Source organism: Brevibacterium sp. FME17 (assembly GCF_014897515.1).
Taxonomy (GTDB): domain Bacteria; phylum Actinomycetota; class Actinomycetes; order Actinomycetales; family Brevibacteriaceae; genus Brevibacterium.
Genome location: NZ_JABUYD010000019.1, coordinates 25,631 through 41,223, shown reverse-complemented (window position 1 = coordinate 41,223; position 15,593 = coordinate 25,631). Strand labels below are relative to the sequence as shown.

The following is a 15,593-nucleotide window of genomic DNA, read 5'->3' as shown; positions in this document are numbered from 1 at the left end:
AGTGAGTCAGACCGGTGAGGTCTGTGCAGTCTCCGACTGTTGCCGAGACTTCGTTCGATACAGTCCGATGACCCCGACAATCGAGAGCACGACCTGGATGATGTAGAAGGCCATCACCGACCAGGGACTGTTTCCGGTCGAGTTGAGAAGCCATTGCGCGACGATCGGCGTGGACCCGCCGAAGATCGTCGCGCAGAGCTGATAGGCCAGGGAGACTCCCGTATAGCGAATCCGTGCCGGGAAGGCATCGGAGAGGGCGGTGGCAAGCATTGCATAGTACGCGGTCGCGCCAATCGTGTTGATGACAAGAGTGATCGCCAGGAACAGTTCGTTCTTCGACTGGATCGCCATAAAGAACGGCGGGGTGACGATCAAGGTGAGGACGAGACCCCAGATCAGAATCGTCTGAATCCCATACTTCTCCGACAGTTTCGCGGCCACGGGCTGCCAGAGGAACTGAACGACGGCGGCGAGCAGGATGAGGTTGAGGATGACCGTGCGGTCCATGCCGAGGATCCCGGTGGTCCACGACAGCATGAACGTGTTGTTGAAATACGCCGAGGCGATTCCCACGATCGAGGCGAGGACGCCGAAGAATATGAAGAGTCCGGCAACGCTGAAGGCCTCGACCACGGGAACCTTCGGGGTCTCGCCAGCAGCCTTCACCTCGGTGAATTCCTGAGATTCCTCGACCCGAGACCGGATCAGGAGGGCCACGATGACGAGAACTGCGGAGAACAGGAACGGGACTCGCCATCCCCAGGTCATGAACTGGTCGTCGGGGAGCAGACCGACGAGCATGAACGCAGCCGTCGAGAGGATCGATCCTGCGGGTGAGCCCTGCTGCACCCAGGCGCCGGCGAGTCCTCGTTTGTCCGAGCTCGAGTTCTCGGTTGCCAGGACGACCGCGCCTCCCCATTCGCCGCCCACCGCGAGTCCCTGGACGGCGCGGAGGACGACGAGGAGGATGGGCGCGGCGAGTCCGATCTGCCCGTAGGTGGGCAGGAGGCCGATGCAGGTCGTGGCAATGCCCATCATGAGCAAGGTGACGATGAGAGTGTTCTTGCGTCCGAATCGGTCACCGAAGTGGCTGAAGATCAGACCGCCGATGGGGCGAGCGAGGAACCCGACCCAGAAGGTGGCGAAGGAGGCGAGCAGCCCCGATCCCTGCGCCATGTCAGGGTAGAACACGGTGCTGAAGACAAGAGCGGCGGCCGTGCCGAAGGCAAAGAAGTCATACCATTCGATGGCGGTGCCGACGAAAGCGCCGGCGATCGACCGTTTCTGACGCTGCTGGGCACTCTGGGCAGTCTGAGCTGTCGCTGACATGGGTGGTGGTCTCCGTTGACGAATGGCTGAGTGAACATGCGAATGATTGAGTCAATGCACGTTGGACAGCCCTACTCTAGGGTCAACCCTTCCATACACTCCAATACTTATTACTGAGGTTTGTGATAACTTCCGTGCATGGATATTGCTGCATGCGAGAGTTTCCTCGCGGTCTTCGACACCGGCACCGCCACAGCCGCCGCGACGCGACGGTTCATTTCCCAACCGGCGCTCTCACGACAGATCCACGCGCTGGAGAGCCGCTGTCGCACCGCTTTGTTCATCCGCTCGAAGACCGGAATGCAGCCCACCCACGCGGCACGCCAACTCGAGCCGGTCTTCCGACGACTCATCGACGAGGTGCGAACAGCTGAGTCGGCGATCTCGACGTTCGGCCAGGAGCGAGTTCCCCTCTCAATCGTGTGCCCGACGATGGTCGCCGAAGGTGTGATCCTTCCCTTTGTCGCCGATTCGAGGACTGAGGTGGCCAATATCGTCGAACGTCCCACCAACACGATCTTCGACGCTCTGGCTCGGCGCGAGGCCGATCTCGCTCTTGCCCCGGCGGTCCCGCCCCCGGAATTCACGTCCAGAATGATCTACCGGATCCCCTTCACGGTCCAGGTCGCAGAGTCCTCGCAGCTGGCCGAGCGTGATTCGCTCGATATCCGCGAACTCGACTCTCTGTCGGTGATCGTGCCGGACAAGTCCAATGGCACACGGATCGACCTCGACCGACAGCTGTCTCGTGCACACGTCAACTACCGTCCGCTGCAGGATGTCTCACGTGCTCACATTGGCCAGGCTATGGTCAAAGCTGGGAAAGGGGTCGTCATCACGGTCGATCCGCCTAAATACGGTCTTGTCGCACTCACGCTCACCGACGGCAATTCCCCGCTTTCTATGGAAGAGTGGGCCGCATGGCCGTCCGATCATTTCGCTGAGGACTCCATCAACCATTTCATCGCTGCGCTCCTTGACTGGATGCAGACCAGGCCGCTGTTCGACGCCCTGGACTTCTCACCTTCGGCCCGGGCCGAGCTGGATCGTTAGGAATCGGACGCGGCGGACCAGCGTCCGGAGGTCAAGATACCGTTGCAAGCACCGATGCTTGCAGAAGGAAGAGTGATCCAATGCCGCACACATACCGGCGCATCAGCCCCATGGCCCAGAACTACCCGGCCTCGAACATCAGGAAGATGTTCAATCTGGCCCTCGACTATCCGAATGCCGTGAAGGTGACGGTGGGCGAGCCCGATTTCAACACCCCCGAACACATCAAGGCCGCCGGGATCCGCGGCATCGAGAACAACCAGACGCGTTACGTCGCCAACGCCGGAATCCCGCCGCTGCGCAGCGCCATCGCCGGCAAGTATTCAGGTCGCTGGGGTCGGGAGCTGAGTTCGGACAACGTCATGGTCTCCTTCGGTGCGATGGAGGCTCTGACCTTCGCCCTCGACGTCACTGTCTCCCCCGGTGAGGAGGTGATCATCCCTGATCCCAGCTTCCCGAACTATGTCGGCCAGATCCACCGCCTCGGCGGGGTCGCAGTTCCGGTCCCGGTTCGTGAGGATGCAGGGTTCAAGCTTCGCGCCGAGGACATCCGTGGCGCGATCAGCGACAAGACCACGGCCATCATCATCAACAGCCCGTCCAACCCCCTGGGTTCGGTCATGGACCGGGCCGAGTTGGAGAAGATCGCCGATCTGGCCGAGGAGTTCGGATTCGCGGTCATCTCTGACGAGGTCTATGACCAGATCACCTTCGACGATGCGCAGTTCACCTCCATCGCCGAGGTGCGCCCTGGCTTCGATCGGTTCCTCGTTGTCAACAGCTTCTCGAAGACCTACGCGATGACCGGGTGGCGCTGTGGATTCGTCATCGGGTCGGTCGATCTCATCGCGCCGATGGCCTTCCTCCAGGAGGGAATCACCTCGAGCCTTCCCGGGTTCGTGCAGGAAGCGGCACTCGCAGCGATCGAGGGCCCGCAGACCGACGTCGACATGATGGTGCAGTCCTATGCGCAGCGCCGCGACCTCATCACCGAGCGCATTGCGGGCATCGACGGCATCAGCATGCTGCGCCCCGAGGCCACGTTCTATGCCTTTGCCAACATCAAGGACTGGGGACTGACCTCGTGGGAGGCGGCCACCGCTCTTCTGGAGAACCACGGGTTGGCAACGATTCCCGGCTCGGCATTCGGGGCTCAGGGTGAGGGCTACCTGCGACTGACGTTCTCCGTCGCCCCGGAGACCATTGAGACGGCCTGCGATCGGATCGCCGACTTCGCCGCGACGCGGTAATGCCTGCCGACACCTGTGACCCGGTGAAACTCAGACCGAGCTCAAGTGGCGACCCGATTGAGGCAGGAACACGTCAGGCACCGCATCCCTCGCGTAACCGGTCAAGTCTGCGAAGTCGTCGTTGGTCAAACCCGCCGATCTGAACTGAGCGACGAGACCTGACACCAGCCTCGGCGACTCCACTGGGACACGGTCTTCCTCTGGCTCTTCTGTGCGCCACCCTTTGCGGCTGATCTGCCGGTAGAAATTCTGCCGATCGGTTCCGCTCGCCAGACCAAGGCGAAATGCCCTCTCGAAGATGGCCTGCATAGAGACTCCCCACTCGAGCTTGAGAGCCAAGAGATTGGGCAGCTTCAGCGTCTTCAGCTGGTGACGGATCTCCGCCTCCGGCATCAGGAACTCGGCTGCGAACTCATTGGCCTGGGCTTCAACGTCGATCATCTCGTCATCGACATATCCGTCTGCGTGCATGACAAGATGCCCCAGCTCATGAGCCAACGTCAGGCGCTTGCGCGAAGGCGAGGACCAGGAGTTGACGATGACCAGCGGATAGTCGGAGACCCACTGCGAAAGACCATCGATTCGATGAGTGCCCAGGTCGAGTTCACAGACAATCGTTCCCGCTGTCTCCATCAGGTCCACCACAGACCTCACTGGCCCAAGTGGCACGCGCCAAGCTGTACGAACTCGACGAGCAGCCTCCGCCGGTTTTGTGAACTGATAATCGAAGGTCGGCACATGGGTTGCCGTCTGCAAAGGCGCGCGTTCGGTGAGCATCGACATATGCATCCGGAGCTCGTTCAGTTTCGCTTCGGCAGACTTCCACATCGACACCTTGGTCGACGACTGGCGGCGCATATGCGCTGACACTCCGATGGCGGCACGCATGCGAAATTCCTTGACGAGGAACGCCGGGGTGACACCAAGCTCGCCGGCAATCCTGCGGATTTCAGAGTCCTCAGGCGTCCTGGCCCCCGAAATATATCGGGAAACAGTGGCCTGAGCAGCACCGATCGCCAACGCGAGATCAGCCTGAGTCAGGCCTCGTGCGCGCATCAGTGTCTCTATGACTTCGCCTTTCACAGTTGGTCAGTTCCAGTCTCTTCGTCGCTGTCGACGAGGCCACTGAGATCCAGTTCAGGCATAGAAGTCTCGTAGACGTCTTCCACCCGGATCGTCGCCGGGCGCTCAACTTCGCGCTCGAGTGTGACGGCCCACAGGGCTCGACTATCAAGTGACTCTCGATAGGAGATGACGGCAGGACCGATTCGCCCATCCATCCACTTGTACCCGACAGCCAGATGCGTCACCTCAAGCCCATCGAGAGGAAGAGTCGGCTCATACCAACGTTTCGCCCCTTCGGTGGGGAATGCAGCGATGACGTCCCCCGCCCGGTGGCGCTTCACGCGAAGTTTGAATGAGTTCATCCATCCGATCTCACGTACCGGCTCGTCGTCAATGATCGTTGACTCCGGGGACGCGTCGATTCGACGAACGAGTCCTGCCCACACTCGCTCGTGGATGAAGCTGCTGATGAATCGCTGCGTGAATGTCGGAAACCAGGCGGGTCTGAAATCCTGGAAGTCACCCAGGTCAATGCGGGCTTGATCGACCGAATCGATCAGGGCAGTCTGAAATTCGTGCCCAACTGCGTCAAGAATCTCGTGTCCATTTTTCGCCGAAATCATACCAGTAAATATACCACCGCATTCGGAATACTGAGCCGACATCCGGACTTACACCAGGGAACCCGTAGAACGCACTCCACCATTTGAGAGGCAGACATGTCGACTATCACGATCATCGGCGGCCACGGAAAAGTTGCGATGCTTGCGGCACCGCTGCTCAACAATGCCGGGCACACGGTCCGTTCGGTCATCCGCAAGGAGGAGCAGTCCTCCGAAATCGAGGCGGCGAACGCCACGCCTGTCGTCGCCGATGTCGAAAACCTCGACACCGATGCCATCGCCGAGGTGCTGGCCGGCAGTGACGCGGTTGTCTGGTCCGCCGGTGCTGGCGGATCGGGTGAGGACCACACATGGGCGATGGATCGCGATGCCGCCATCCGCGTGATGGATGCAGCCCAGAAGTCGGGTATCCGCCGCTTCGTGATGGTCTCATACTTCAATTCCCGGCTCGTCGACGGCGAAGTTCCCGGCGTCGAGAAGGGCGACGGAATGTACGCCTACTACAACGCGAAGTCACAGGCCGACGAACATCTGCGCACGAAGACCGACCTCGACTGGACGGTCCTCGGCCCCTCAGTTCTGACCCTCGAACTTGCGACACAGAAGATCACCGTGGACAGCGCCGGCGAGACCCGCGACCTGGACGTGCCCTCGACGTCTCGCGACAACGTCGCACATGTCATCGCCGCAGCCATTGCCGAGCCCGCGAGCTTCGGCATGACGCTGAACTTCCACGACGGTGACACCCCCATCGCCGAGGCGGTCGCTCAGGGAGTCTGAGATCTGACCGTTCCGCGGTCAGCCCGGCAGTAGCTCCCGCAGGTCCTCCCCCGCGGCAATTCGCGCGAGAAGTGCTGGTTCGCCCCAGTCGGAGGCCAGCGCCGCCTGCAGGACCTCATTCCCCGGGCCCGTCGGTGGCAGTACAAGCACTCCCTGCCGGTCACCGAGAACCAGATCACCGGGGCGGACTGTGACGCCGTCGATCTCGACCTCGCAGTCAAGGACATCATCGCCGAGGCTGCCGGTACGTTTCGTCGTCCGCGCGATCAGTCCGGTGGCGAAGACCGGGAGCCTGTCCTGCACGTTGCGCAGCGCAGCGGCGTCGGTGACGGGTCCGTCGACGACGATGCCTGCGGCACCCTGGGCGATCGCGACCGCCGCCGTGACCGCCCCGACCGGCGCGTGGAGGCCGCTGGCGACCCGGATGACGAGAACGTCACCCGGCCTCAGTGCGTGCAGTGCGCGGTTGACGGCGAGCGCATCGGGTTCGCGCAGATCGAGGGTTCTGGCCGGGCCGACCATCTGCGGCCCTTCGTTGATCGGCACCATGCGGGGAGTGCAGAATCCGTCTTCGAGGAAGTGACCGAGCGTCGGGAGCTCGACCTCTCTCAGTGAGGCGATCAGTTCCTCGGAGGCCAACTCCTCACAGTCCAGGTCCACCGCCATACCGCTCACGCCCCACCCGCTGCTTCGGAAGAATCGCTGACAACCGCGACACATTCGACCTCAAGCGAGATGTCCCAGATGGAGACGCACACGGTGGTCCGTGCCGGTTTGGCCTCTCCGAAGAAGTCCGCATAGACACGGTTGAATGGTTCCCGTTGTTCCGGCGCGGTCAGATAGGCGTTGACCTTGACGACCTGGTCGATGCCGCTGCCGGCGGTTTCCAGAACCGATCGCAGGTTGCCCAGGCACGTCCTCACCTGGTCTTCGAACGCTTCAGGCGTGATGCCGTCGGCGGCGAAGGGCACCTGCCCGGTGGTGAAGACGAACCCATTGGCAACCACTGCCTGTGAGTACGGGCCGATACTCGGGGCCAAACCCGGGGCTGTTTCAATGCGGCGGATCATCGGTTCTCCACCCCCACCTCGGCGGTGGTGTCAGCGTTGACTCCGGCCTCGGCGGTATCGGCACGGTCGATGCTCTGCAGGCGGTTTTCGGTGAGCAGGAACAGGGCGATGAGTGACAGGACCGCGGAGCCGGCGATGTACCAGGCCATCGAGTCGGACTTGCCGGTGACGTCGAGCAGCCACACGGTGATCGCGGGGGTGATTGCCGAGCCCAGCAGGCCCGAGAGCATGTAGGACACGGACAGTCCGGAGTAGCGGATCTTCGCGCCGAAGAGCTCGGCGAGGAAGGTCGCGATCGGTCCGTAGTTCGCGCAGAAGGCGATCATCATCAGCCCGTAGGCGAGGAAGACTGCGGCGGGACTGCCGGTGTTCATGAGCCAGAAGAACGGGAAGGCGAGGATGACTTCGCCGGCGATTCCTGCGGCGATGATCGGGCGCCGTCCGACCTTGTCGGAGAGGCGGCCGAAGACCGGGATGAAGATGAGTCCGATGATGCAGGCGACAAGGACGACCCAGAGCATGAAGTTGCTCGACAGCCCCTTTTCCTGGGTTCCGTAGTTGACGCCGGAGGCAACCATGAGCGTGAAGGTCGACCCGGTCGACAGTGTGGCGACGCCGCCGAGGATGACGGGCTTCCAGTAGTGGCGCATGAGGTGGGCGAAGGGCAGTTTGGCCTTCGCACCCTGTTCGCGGACCTGCTGGAAGCTCGGCGTCTCCTCGATGTTGAGGCGGATGTAGATGCCGACGGCCACGAGCAGCACGGAGGCGATGAACGGGACCCTCCAGCCCCAGGAGATGAGTGCTTCTTCGGACACGAGACCGGTGACGATAAGGAAGGCGAGGTTGGCCAGCAGGGTCCCCACGGGCACGCCCACCTGGACCATCGAGCCGTACCAGCCTCGGCGCTCCTCAGGTGCGTGTTCGACGGTCATGAGAACCGCCCCGCCCCATTCGCCGCCGAGCGCCAACCCTTGGATGATGCGCAGGGTGAGCAGGATGAACGGGGCGGCGATGCCGATCGTGTTGAAGTCGGGGACCAAGCCGATGGCCAGGGTCGCACCACCCATGACGAGGAGGGAGACGAGCAGCATGGACTTGCGTCCGAGGCGGTCGCCGAAGTGTCCGAACAGGACCGCGCCGACCGTGCGCGCCAGGTAGGCGGCGGCGAAGGTGAGGAACGCGAGGATCGTGCCCAGCGCCGGTGAGAGTTCGGGGAAGAAGACCTGGTTGAACACCAGAGCCGAGGCGGTGCCGAAGAGGAACAGGTCGTACCATTCCACGGTGGTGCCGATGACGCTGGCGGTCGCGATCTTGCGCATCTTCGCGCGATCGAGGCGAGCGCTGGCGGCTGTGCCGGTGCCCGAGTTGTCGACGGATCCGCCGTCGGTGCGAGTTGGCGAACTCATGGTGGTGCCTCCAGAAGGGCAGATGAACAGAGTTGGAAGTGACTGTCATCACTCTTCCCTGTGCGCACTCCGCCAACAATGAAATTTCACACCAGGGTGAGGCTCAGAATTGTGTATTTGCACATTTCGGCATCATCGAGCCATCCCGTGGTGGCTTGAGAATCCGTGCTCGGCCTCTTACCTCGCGGTCAAACCCTCACCCCGCCGAGGCGAGTGCCGCGTTCCAGCTTCCGTAGAACTTCCGCACTGCGGCGGCCGAAGGAACTTCGCCCTTGTGTTCGGCGGCGTATTCGCCGTAGGCCTTGTAGGTGGCACCGAGGTCCCGGTCGTCACAGTCAGCGACGAAGTCGGCGATCGCCTTGTCATACGCGGCTTCGTCGAAGCGCAGCTGGCCCCGTGCTCGACCCACCGAGCTGGTGGCCAGGCCCGCGGCCTTGAGCGCCTCGTTCCAGGAGCCGAAGCGTTGGACGGCGGTCTGGCTGGTCGGCGGCCACACACTGGCGCCCTTGGTCGAGGCCACACCCAACTGCCTGAGGACTGTGGTGCGCGCCTTCTCGTATTTCGCCGCGGTCAACGCCACCGGGCTGGGTGAGCTGCGCACGCTGGCAATGGATCCGGCCACCTCGGCGAGGGCCTTCTTCACGCCATTCTCATTCAACGTCTGATTGCGGAGTGCGACCTCAACCTCGGCGAGGATCTCGCTGTCCTTGGGACTCAGCGCGGACGTGGCAGTCGGGGCCAGGCCAGCGTCGGTCGCGGCGAGGTGGAGCAGCGCCCCGATGAGTGCGGGGGCGGCGGTGTGGGACCTGTCGGTGTCGGAGTCAGTCATCGCCTTCATCTTACGTGCGATGCCTTTCCTGCGACGCCCCTTCTCTGCGTTGGAGGAGAATGCTCATCACGAGCGGCAGGCTGCAGACGGCCACGGCCATGAGCAGTGCGGCGATCGCGGAGTCGACGATGAGGAAGTAGCCTCCGCCGAGGAGCACCATCGAGGTCGCGGCCGACACTAGGCGACCGGTCACGGTTCCGCCGATGTCGCTGCCGTCGAGGATGACGTCGATGAGCCGGGAGATGACGAACCAGGCGACGAGGATGCCGAAGGTCGCCAGCAGTGACTCGGAGAGGGCCAATCGCATCGGCACCTCGAGCGCCCAGCCCAGCAGGGTGGCTGAGAACGGCATGAGCAGGGGAAGGGCCGTGGCCGCGAGAGCGATGGCCGAATAGGTGAGGATCTTCCTGTGGCGGTAAGCGGTGGTCATGGTTCTTCCTTTCCGGTTCAGCCGGTGAACAGGGACAGTGCTCCGGTGGCGATGAGTGTGGTCAGTGTCGTCCAGGCGACGATGGCGATGCCCTGCCAGAGCAGGATCCATGAGGTCTTGACACCTGAGCTGACCAAGATCGTCGAGGTGATCTGAGTCGGAATGGCCAGGGGCCCGAGCAGACTCGCGCCCGGGACTCCGAAGCGGGTGAGGAAGCGCTTGAACTTGATGCGGCCCTTCGATTCGGGCTTCTTCTGAGCAGGTGGCTCGTCGAGGAACCTTGCTTCACCGTCCGCAGGCCCGCGCTCGTCGGCAACGGTCGCGCCCTCATCGGCAACGGCTGCGTCGGCCCCAGCTCCAGCCGCGCCAACCCCGACGGGAACGCTTTCCCGAGCTCGGCTCCGGCGAGCAACCACGGCCTCGCGAGCCCGGGCACCGAGCAGCACGATGACGGTGACGCAGATGAAGTTGCCGATCGCCCCGGCGAGGCCTGCGACGATCGGGTTGAGGCCGGCCCACACGCCGATGACAGCCGAGACCTCGCCCTCGACGAAGGGCACGGCCCCGGCGAGCGCGATGATGAACGGCTGCACAAGCTCGGGGACATGTGAGGCGAGACCTTGGAAGAAGGTGATGAGGGAGTTCATGATGTCCTCTGGAAGTAGTCCGATTGATTACTTCCAGTGGAAACTGTGTTCTCAGAACAGGGTCAAGCCCTGATGGTCGAACACCGGAAATTCACAGCTGAGCGGGCTTTCACACCATCACCTCGGCGGACTTCAGTTGGATTCCTTGGCCGCCTGGGCCTTCACGAACTCGATGAAGTGCTCGCGTTCTTCGTCCGAGATGTCCAAGGTCGGGAAGATCTGGAGGAAGGCTCGTTGGATGACATCGACCTGGGCGCTGTTGTAGAGCTCGGTGATCGAACCGGCGATGGCCGACTGTCCGATGCTGATGTCTCCGCGCATGCCGTGTGCTGGTGCGAGCAGCCAGGGATTCGCCTCGAGATGCGCCTTCATGCTCGGCGCGACGACCTCGGCCAGCCGCGCTCGCGTGGCTTCATCGGCGTCCTCGGCGAGATCGTCGATTTCCCTATCGGCGGGTGAATTCGTGGCCATGATCGACTTGATCTCGGTCATCGTCGTCTCGTCATAGAGCCGCGAATACAGTGACATCAGGTTGCGGTCGGGAGCTGACATCTTCGCCGCGATGTCGATGAAGCCGGCGGCGGTGTCGATCGGGGCGCCGTACTCGAGCAGCTCCGCAATCTGCCCGCGCGCCTTCTCCAGCTCGGCGATGGTCTCGCCGAGTTCGACGTCGAGACGTTTGAGCGTCAGCTGCTGCGCTTCATGATCATCTTGAATGGAGCCGATGTCAGTCAGCGGAATTCCGAGGTCGCGCAGCCGCCTGATCTGCAGAAGCCTGAGCACGTGGGCCGCTCCGTACTGCTTGTACCCGTTGCTCATCCGTTCGGGCTGAGCCAGCAGCTCGAGCTTGTGATAGTGCCGGATCGTGTTGACCGTGGTGCCGGTCAACCTCGCCAATTCGCTGGTGCTCCACCCCACTGGCCGTTCCCCTCGCCGCCGCTGCGTCTTTGTCGGACAGTGACTAGTGTATTGGCCCAGCCAGAATGCGAGCGTGTTTAGACTGAACCATGACTGAGTTCAAGATCGGCGACACCGTCCAAGTCACCTCCGGAGCCATGGCCCACAGCGTCGGCACCGTCGTCTACCTCTATGAGGAGACAGGCAAGTACCTCGTACGCACGGGCGTGGGCGCACAGGACTACTATTCCCCGGACGAGATCGAGCTGTTCAAGCCTTGAACTGCCTCCGTGACTCCATGCAGTCACGGATACCGTCGCGCTAAAGTGTATGCATGGTCGTCGAACCACCAGCCGCCGAACGGCGAGAAACGCTGGGCGTCTACTTGATTCCCTTCAGCGTGTGGGCCCTGGCAGCACTTGCTGCCGTCGTTATGTGGGCTGTCGCTCCGGCCCACAACGTCGATGGGTCGTGTGAAGGCATTGGTTTCGGCTGCTCTCCATCTCCACGCGACACGATCGCGATGCTCGCCATGTTCTTCGGCATTCCCGCGACCATCGGCTGGCTGGGGTTCTGTGCAATCGTCACGGCCCTCCTGAACAAGACGATGCGGGCGAAATGGTGGGTGCGAGGGCTTGCGTCCCTGGCTATCTGCCTCACAGTCAGCGCGATCACCGTCGCTCTCATTCTCCTCGCAGGGTAACGCCACCCCTCGACGGTTCTCAGCGCAGTCGATCCAGCGCATCCTCGGCGCGGGCGAGTCGCTTGTCTGCGCACAGCTGCCACCAGTAGTCGCCCCGTTCGCCGAGTCCGTGCTTGGCGATATTGACCCGATTGCGGGCCGCGCTCACGTCCTCGTCCGTGCCTGTCTTCTTTGCAGTCCGGACAGCGTTGCGCGCTGTGCCGAGGTGGCTTTTCAGTTCTGCGACCATATCCTCAGGCAGTTCCGGATCGGTTCTGCGCCATTTCCGGCCCTTGATGACCATCCAATTCTGCGCATCGGTGTATTCGCACTCCCCCTCGTGGCCCATGATCAACAGTCTGTTCTCCTTCGAAGACTGTGTCCACATCGCGTGTCCACACGATGTTCTGTGGGCGCTGAGAACCGACATGTCCGCCCTCAATGAGAAGATGGCACAGTGCCCGACACTGACCATGCTTCGTCCCATCACGCTGCCGGCTGGCGTGATGCCTTCGCCTCCCTCGCCGAGGTGGCTCCGCAGGAGCATACGCCTGTGGCCCTGGGATTCGAGCTCGTCGAGGTCGTGGCCCGCACCTGGTTCGAACCGAAGCACTCCGTCGTGCTGGAGAAGCAGGAGGTCTCCCCCGGCTCCAATCCCAGCCTTGCGATCCGCCCGCTGATCCTCAGCGAATCCGGCAACTGGGTGAAGAAGTCCCTGACCTGGCGCACCATCGATCGCATGGCCAGACAGTTCAACGTCGATCCCCGCCACCAGGAATGGTTCACCCAACTTTCGGGACTGCGCACCCGGGACAAAACCGACTTCACACCCGATGGCGCGCCGTACAACCTCGGCGATTTTCACACTCCGCTGCTGTGGGACATGTTCGCTCAGGCCGCCGAACTTGGGATCGAACTCGTCGGCGTCAATCAGGGCATGGACGTGCACATCGGGCGTGAGTCGAAGGCGATCATCGACGTCAACCGGGTGAAGAACCAGCTGCGGGTGCAGCCACGGGTCACGATCGATGAACGCGAATTCTCACCAGGACTGACCAAGCCCATCTGGACGCACGGGTTCTTCGGTGTCGACCTGCGCACAGGGTTCACGGTGACCTTGGCTCCGGCGGCCAAACCCACCGCGCAGTCGGCACTCTCAGTCTTCCAATCAACTGGCCCAATCACGATCCCGGCGAACGAGTCCGAAGAATTCTTCGAGGAGTACTACCCATTGCTGCGTACTTCCGCCGAGGTCGTGAGCACCGACGAGACGGTGAAGTTTCCCCAGTTCAGCCAGCCGCGGCTGGTCCTCTTCATGGTCTACGGTGCAAAGGACCACCTGAGCCTGCAGTGGTACTGGGAGTACTCGGGACCGCGCCGGACCCTGCCCGTGGTGCCCCTGTCGAAACTCGGCACCTCCGCCATCCGCACCACAGCGGGCGCGCGCAGCACCACTCCGACGCCAGACCCACGCGACAACCGCGACCTTGAGCATGAGGGCGCTGTGCTCGACCAAGTCGCGTCCGTCCTCGCCGAGACCCAACCGCCGGGCCACCCCCGCGACATGGAGCTCTCCGACGTCGACACCGCGGACTTCGTCGTCAACGTCCTGCCCGGGCTCGAGGAGATCGAGCACGTCAAGGTCATCACGCGCGGGAAGAAGCAGCCCTATCGTGAGCTCGGCGGGGAACCGAACATCACGATCACCTCGGTCGAGTCGGAGAAGAACGACTGGTTCGACCTCGGCTTCCAGATCACCATCGACGGCAAGCCCATCCCCTTCGTCAAGCTCTACAAAGCCCTGGCGTCGGGGACGAAGAAGATCAAACTCGTCGACGACACGTTCCTGTCGCTGAACAAACCCGCCTTCGACAAACTCAAGGCACTCCTGGCCGAGGCCGATCTCATCCCCGAGTGGGAACCCGAGTCGCCCAAGATCACGCGCCTGCATGTGGGCCTGTGGTCGGAGTTCGAGGAGCTCGCCGATGAGACTCTGCCCGCCCAGTCCTGGCAGGAATCCGCGCAGGCACTGCTCGACCTCGACCACCTGCCCGCCGTCGAAGTCCCTCACCTGAACGGCGTCACCATGCGGCCCTACCAGGTGCAGGGATTCCGGTGGCTGGCGCTGCTGCACAAGTGCCACCTCGGCGGGATTTTGGCAGACGATATGGGCCTGGGCAAGACCCTGCAGACCCTGGCACTCATCGCCCACGCAAAGGCCGAGCACGCGAACTCTGGGAGCGGGGAACCGCACCCGCCGTTCCTCGTCGTCGCTCCCACCTCGGTGGTGGACAACTGGGCAAAGGAGTCCGCGAAGTTCACCCCTGACCTCGACGTTCGTGTCGTTTCCGAGTCGACGAAGAAGAGGCAGAAGCCCCTCGCCGAGGTGGTCGCCGGTGCCGATCTCATCGTCATGTCCTATGCGATGCTGCGCCTGGACGAGGACCCGATCTCCCGCCTGGACTGGGCAGGGTTCATCCTCGATGAGGCACAGTTCGTGAAGAACAGCTCCTCGCAGGTCCACAAGGCCGCGAAGTCGGTCAACGCACCCTTCCGCCTGGCTCTGACGGGCACTCCGCTGGAGAATTCTCTACGCGATGTGTGGTCACTGTTCTCCATCACCGCACCTGGACTCTTCCCCAGCTCGCATCGTTTCGAGAAGGAATACGTGCGGCCCATCGAAGGTGGTGAGGATCCGGGACGAATGGGACAGCTGCAGAAGCGGATCAGGCCGTTCATGCTGCGCCGCACGAAGGATCTCGTCGCAGCCGATCTGCCGGAGAAGCAGGAGCAGGTCATCAATGTCGAGCTCAATGCCGCGCACCGCAAGCTCTACGATCGGGTGCTGCAGAAGGAGCGGAAGAAGATCCTCGGCTTCATCGACAGCGAGTACGACAAGCAGCGGTTCATCGTCTTCCGGTCTCTGACCCTGCTGCGCATGCTCGCCCTGGACCCGCGCATCGTCGACGGCGAACACGAAGGTGTGCCCTCGTCCAAGCTCGCCGCCCTCATGGAACGCCTCGAGGATGTCGTGGCGGAGGGCCACCGGTCAATCGTGTTCAGCCAGTTCACCTCCTTCCTCGACAAGGTGGCCGAGGATCTCGATCGCCGAGGTGTCCCCTACGTCGTCCTCGACGGCTCGACTCGCAATCGCGGCCAGGTCGTCGACGAGTTCCGATCCGGCGCGGCTCCCGTGTTCCTCATCAGCCTCAAGGCCGGCGGTTTCGGCCTCAACCTCACCGAGGCCGACTATGTCTTCCTTATGGATCCGTGGTGGAATCCGGCGACGGAGAACCAAGCGATCGACCGAGCGCACCGGATCGGACAGACGAAGAACGTCATGGTCTATCGCTATGTCGCCGAGGGAACGATCGAGGAGAAGGTCCTGGCCCTGCAGAAGAAGAAGGCTGAGCTCTTCGACTCCCTCATGACCGACGGCGGGGCCTTCGAAGGGCGCGGCCCCAACGGTCAGGCATTCAGCCAGACGGTGACGGCCGAGGACATCCGGGGACTGCTCGAGGGGTAGCACAGC

General features: G+C 62.7%; 17 protein-coding genes. 6 read left to right on the top strand and 11 right to left on the bottom strand.

The annotated features are described in order from the left end of the window. Positions 1-6: 6 nt before the first annotated feature. Entirely contained in the window at positions 7-1,329 is a 1,323-nt protein-coding gene (locus INT40_RS15535; protein ID WP_193096459.1) for an MFS transporter, read from the bottom strand. 138 nt (positions 1,330-1,467) lie between these two features. Between INT40_RS15535 and INT40_RS15530 the strand changes: the two genes are divergently transcribed. Both INT40_RS15530 and INT40_RS15525 read left to right on the top strand, forming a co-directional pair. Then, on the top strand, positions 1,468-2,382 hold the full coding sequence (locus tag INT40_RS15530; RefSeq protein WP_193096458.1) for a LysR family transcriptional regulator: 915 nt from the start codon (positions 1,468-1,470) through the stop codon (positions 2,380-2,382). A gap of 80 nt (positions 2,383-2,462) precedes the next feature. Further along, a complete protein-coding gene (locus INT40_RS15525) occupies positions 2,463-3,632 on the top strand; it encodes a pyridoxal phosphate-dependent aminotransferase (RefSeq protein ID WP_193096457.1) in 1,170 nt (389 codons plus the stop codon). Positions 3,633-3,662: 30 nt separating this feature from the next. Here the strand turns inward: INT40_RS15525 and INT40_RS21245 are convergent, their stop codons facing one another. Further along, entirely contained in the window at positions 3,663-4,715 is a 1,053-nt protein-coding gene (locus tag INT40_RS21245) for an XRE family transcriptional regulator (protein ID WP_096146919.1), read from the bottom strand. After that, positions 4,712-5,320 carry a hypothetical protein gene (locus INT40_RS15515; RefSeq protein ID WP_193096456.1) on the bottom strand — a complete coding sequence of 203 codons (609 nt, stop codon included), beginning with the start codon at positions 5,318-5,320 and terminating at the stop codon, positions 4,712-4,714. Before INT40_RS15515 ends, INT40_RS21245 begins: the two co-directional genes overlap by 4 nt. Positions 5,321-5,416: 96 nt before the next feature. Between INT40_RS15515 and INT40_RS15510 the strand changes: the two genes are divergently transcribed. Then, positions 5,417-6,100, top strand: a complete 684-nt coding sequence (locus tag INT40_RS15510) for an NAD(P)H-binding protein (protein WP_096158039.1) — start codon at positions 5,417-5,419, stop codon at positions 6,098-6,100. Positions 6,101-6,118: 18 nt separating this feature from the next. Here INT40_RS15510 and INT40_RS15505 read toward each other — a convergent pair whose 3' ends face one another. From INT40_RS15505 to INT40_RS15475, 7 genes are all read right to left on the bottom strand, one after another. Further along, complete coding sequence (locus INT40_RS15505) at positions 6,119-6,766, bottom strand: RraA family protein (protein WP_193096492.1); 648 nt, start codon at positions 6,764-6,766, stop codon at positions 6,119-6,121. A 5-nt stretch (positions 6,767-6,771) separates the two neighbouring features. Beyond that, positions 6,772-7,170 carry a RidA family protein gene (locus INT40_RS15500; RefSeq protein ID WP_096158037.1) on the bottom strand — a complete coding sequence of 133 codons (399 nt, stop codon included), beginning with the start codon at positions 7,168-7,170 and terminating at the stop codon, positions 6,772-6,774. Next, positions 7,167-8,576, bottom strand: coding sequence for an MFS transporter (locus INT40_RS15495; protein ID WP_226831474.1), 1,410 nt, complete (start codon positions 8,574-8,576; stop codon positions 7,167-7,169). The genes INT40_RS15500 and INT40_RS15495 overlap by 4 nt, the downstream gene beginning before the upstream one ends. A gap of 196 nt (positions 8,577-8,772) precedes the next feature. Then, a complete protein-coding gene (locus tag INT40_RS15490) occupies positions 8,773-9,405 on the bottom strand; it encodes a homing endonuclease associated repeat-containing protein (protein WP_226823970.1) in 633 nt (210 codons plus the stop codon). 10 nt (positions 9,406-9,415) lie between these two features. Then, on the bottom strand, positions 9,416-9,835 hold the full coding sequence (locus tag INT40_RS15485; RefSeq protein ID WP_069599283.1) for a hypothetical protein: 420 nt from the start codon (positions 9,833-9,835) through the stop codon (positions 9,416-9,418). A gap of 17 nt (positions 9,836-9,852) precedes the next feature. Then, complete coding sequence (locus INT40_RS15480) at positions 9,853-10,482, bottom strand: hypothetical protein (protein WP_009883493.1); 630 nt, start codon at positions 10,480-10,482, stop codon at positions 9,853-9,855. A 132-nt stretch (positions 10,483-10,614) separates the two neighbouring features. Then, positions 10,615-11,379 (bottom strand): MerR family transcriptional regulator, encoded by a 765-nt coding sequence (locus tag INT40_RS15475; protein ID WP_164513776.1) that lies wholly within the window; start codon positions 11,377-11,379, stop codon positions 10,615-10,617. A gap of 110 nt (positions 11,380-11,489) precedes the next feature. On the opposite strand from INT40_RS15475, the gene INT40_RS15470 reads away from it, so the two are divergent. Both INT40_RS15470 and INT40_RS15465 read left to right on the top strand, forming a co-directional pair. After that, positions 11,490-11,660: a hypothetical protein gene (locus INT40_RS15470; protein WP_009883491.1), complete on the top strand. Its 171-nt coding sequence runs from the start codon at positions 11,490-11,492 to the stop codon at positions 11,658-11,660. A gap of 53 nt (positions 11,661-11,713) precedes the next feature. Further along, positions 11,714-12,082: a hypothetical protein gene (locus INT40_RS15465; protein WP_009883490.1), complete on the top strand. Its 369-nt coding sequence runs from the start codon at positions 11,714-11,716 to the stop codon at positions 12,080-12,082. Between the two features lie 19 nt (positions 12,083-12,101). Here INT40_RS15465 and INT40_RS15460 read toward each other — a convergent pair whose 3' ends face one another. Continuing rightward, positions 12,102-12,449, bottom strand: coding sequence for a biopolymer transporter Tol (locus INT40_RS15460; RefSeq protein WP_413463557.1), 348 nt, complete (start codon positions 12,447-12,449; stop codon positions 12,102-12,104). Positions 12,450-12,518: 69 nt separating this feature from the next. Between INT40_RS15460 and INT40_RS15455 the strand changes: the two genes are divergently transcribed. Beyond that, positions 12,519-15,587, top strand: coding sequence for a DEAD/DEAH box helicase (locus INT40_RS15455; protein WP_193096455.1), 3,069 nt, complete (start codon positions 12,519-12,521; stop codon positions 15,585-15,587). Positions 15,588-15,593 lie beyond the last annotated feature (6 nt).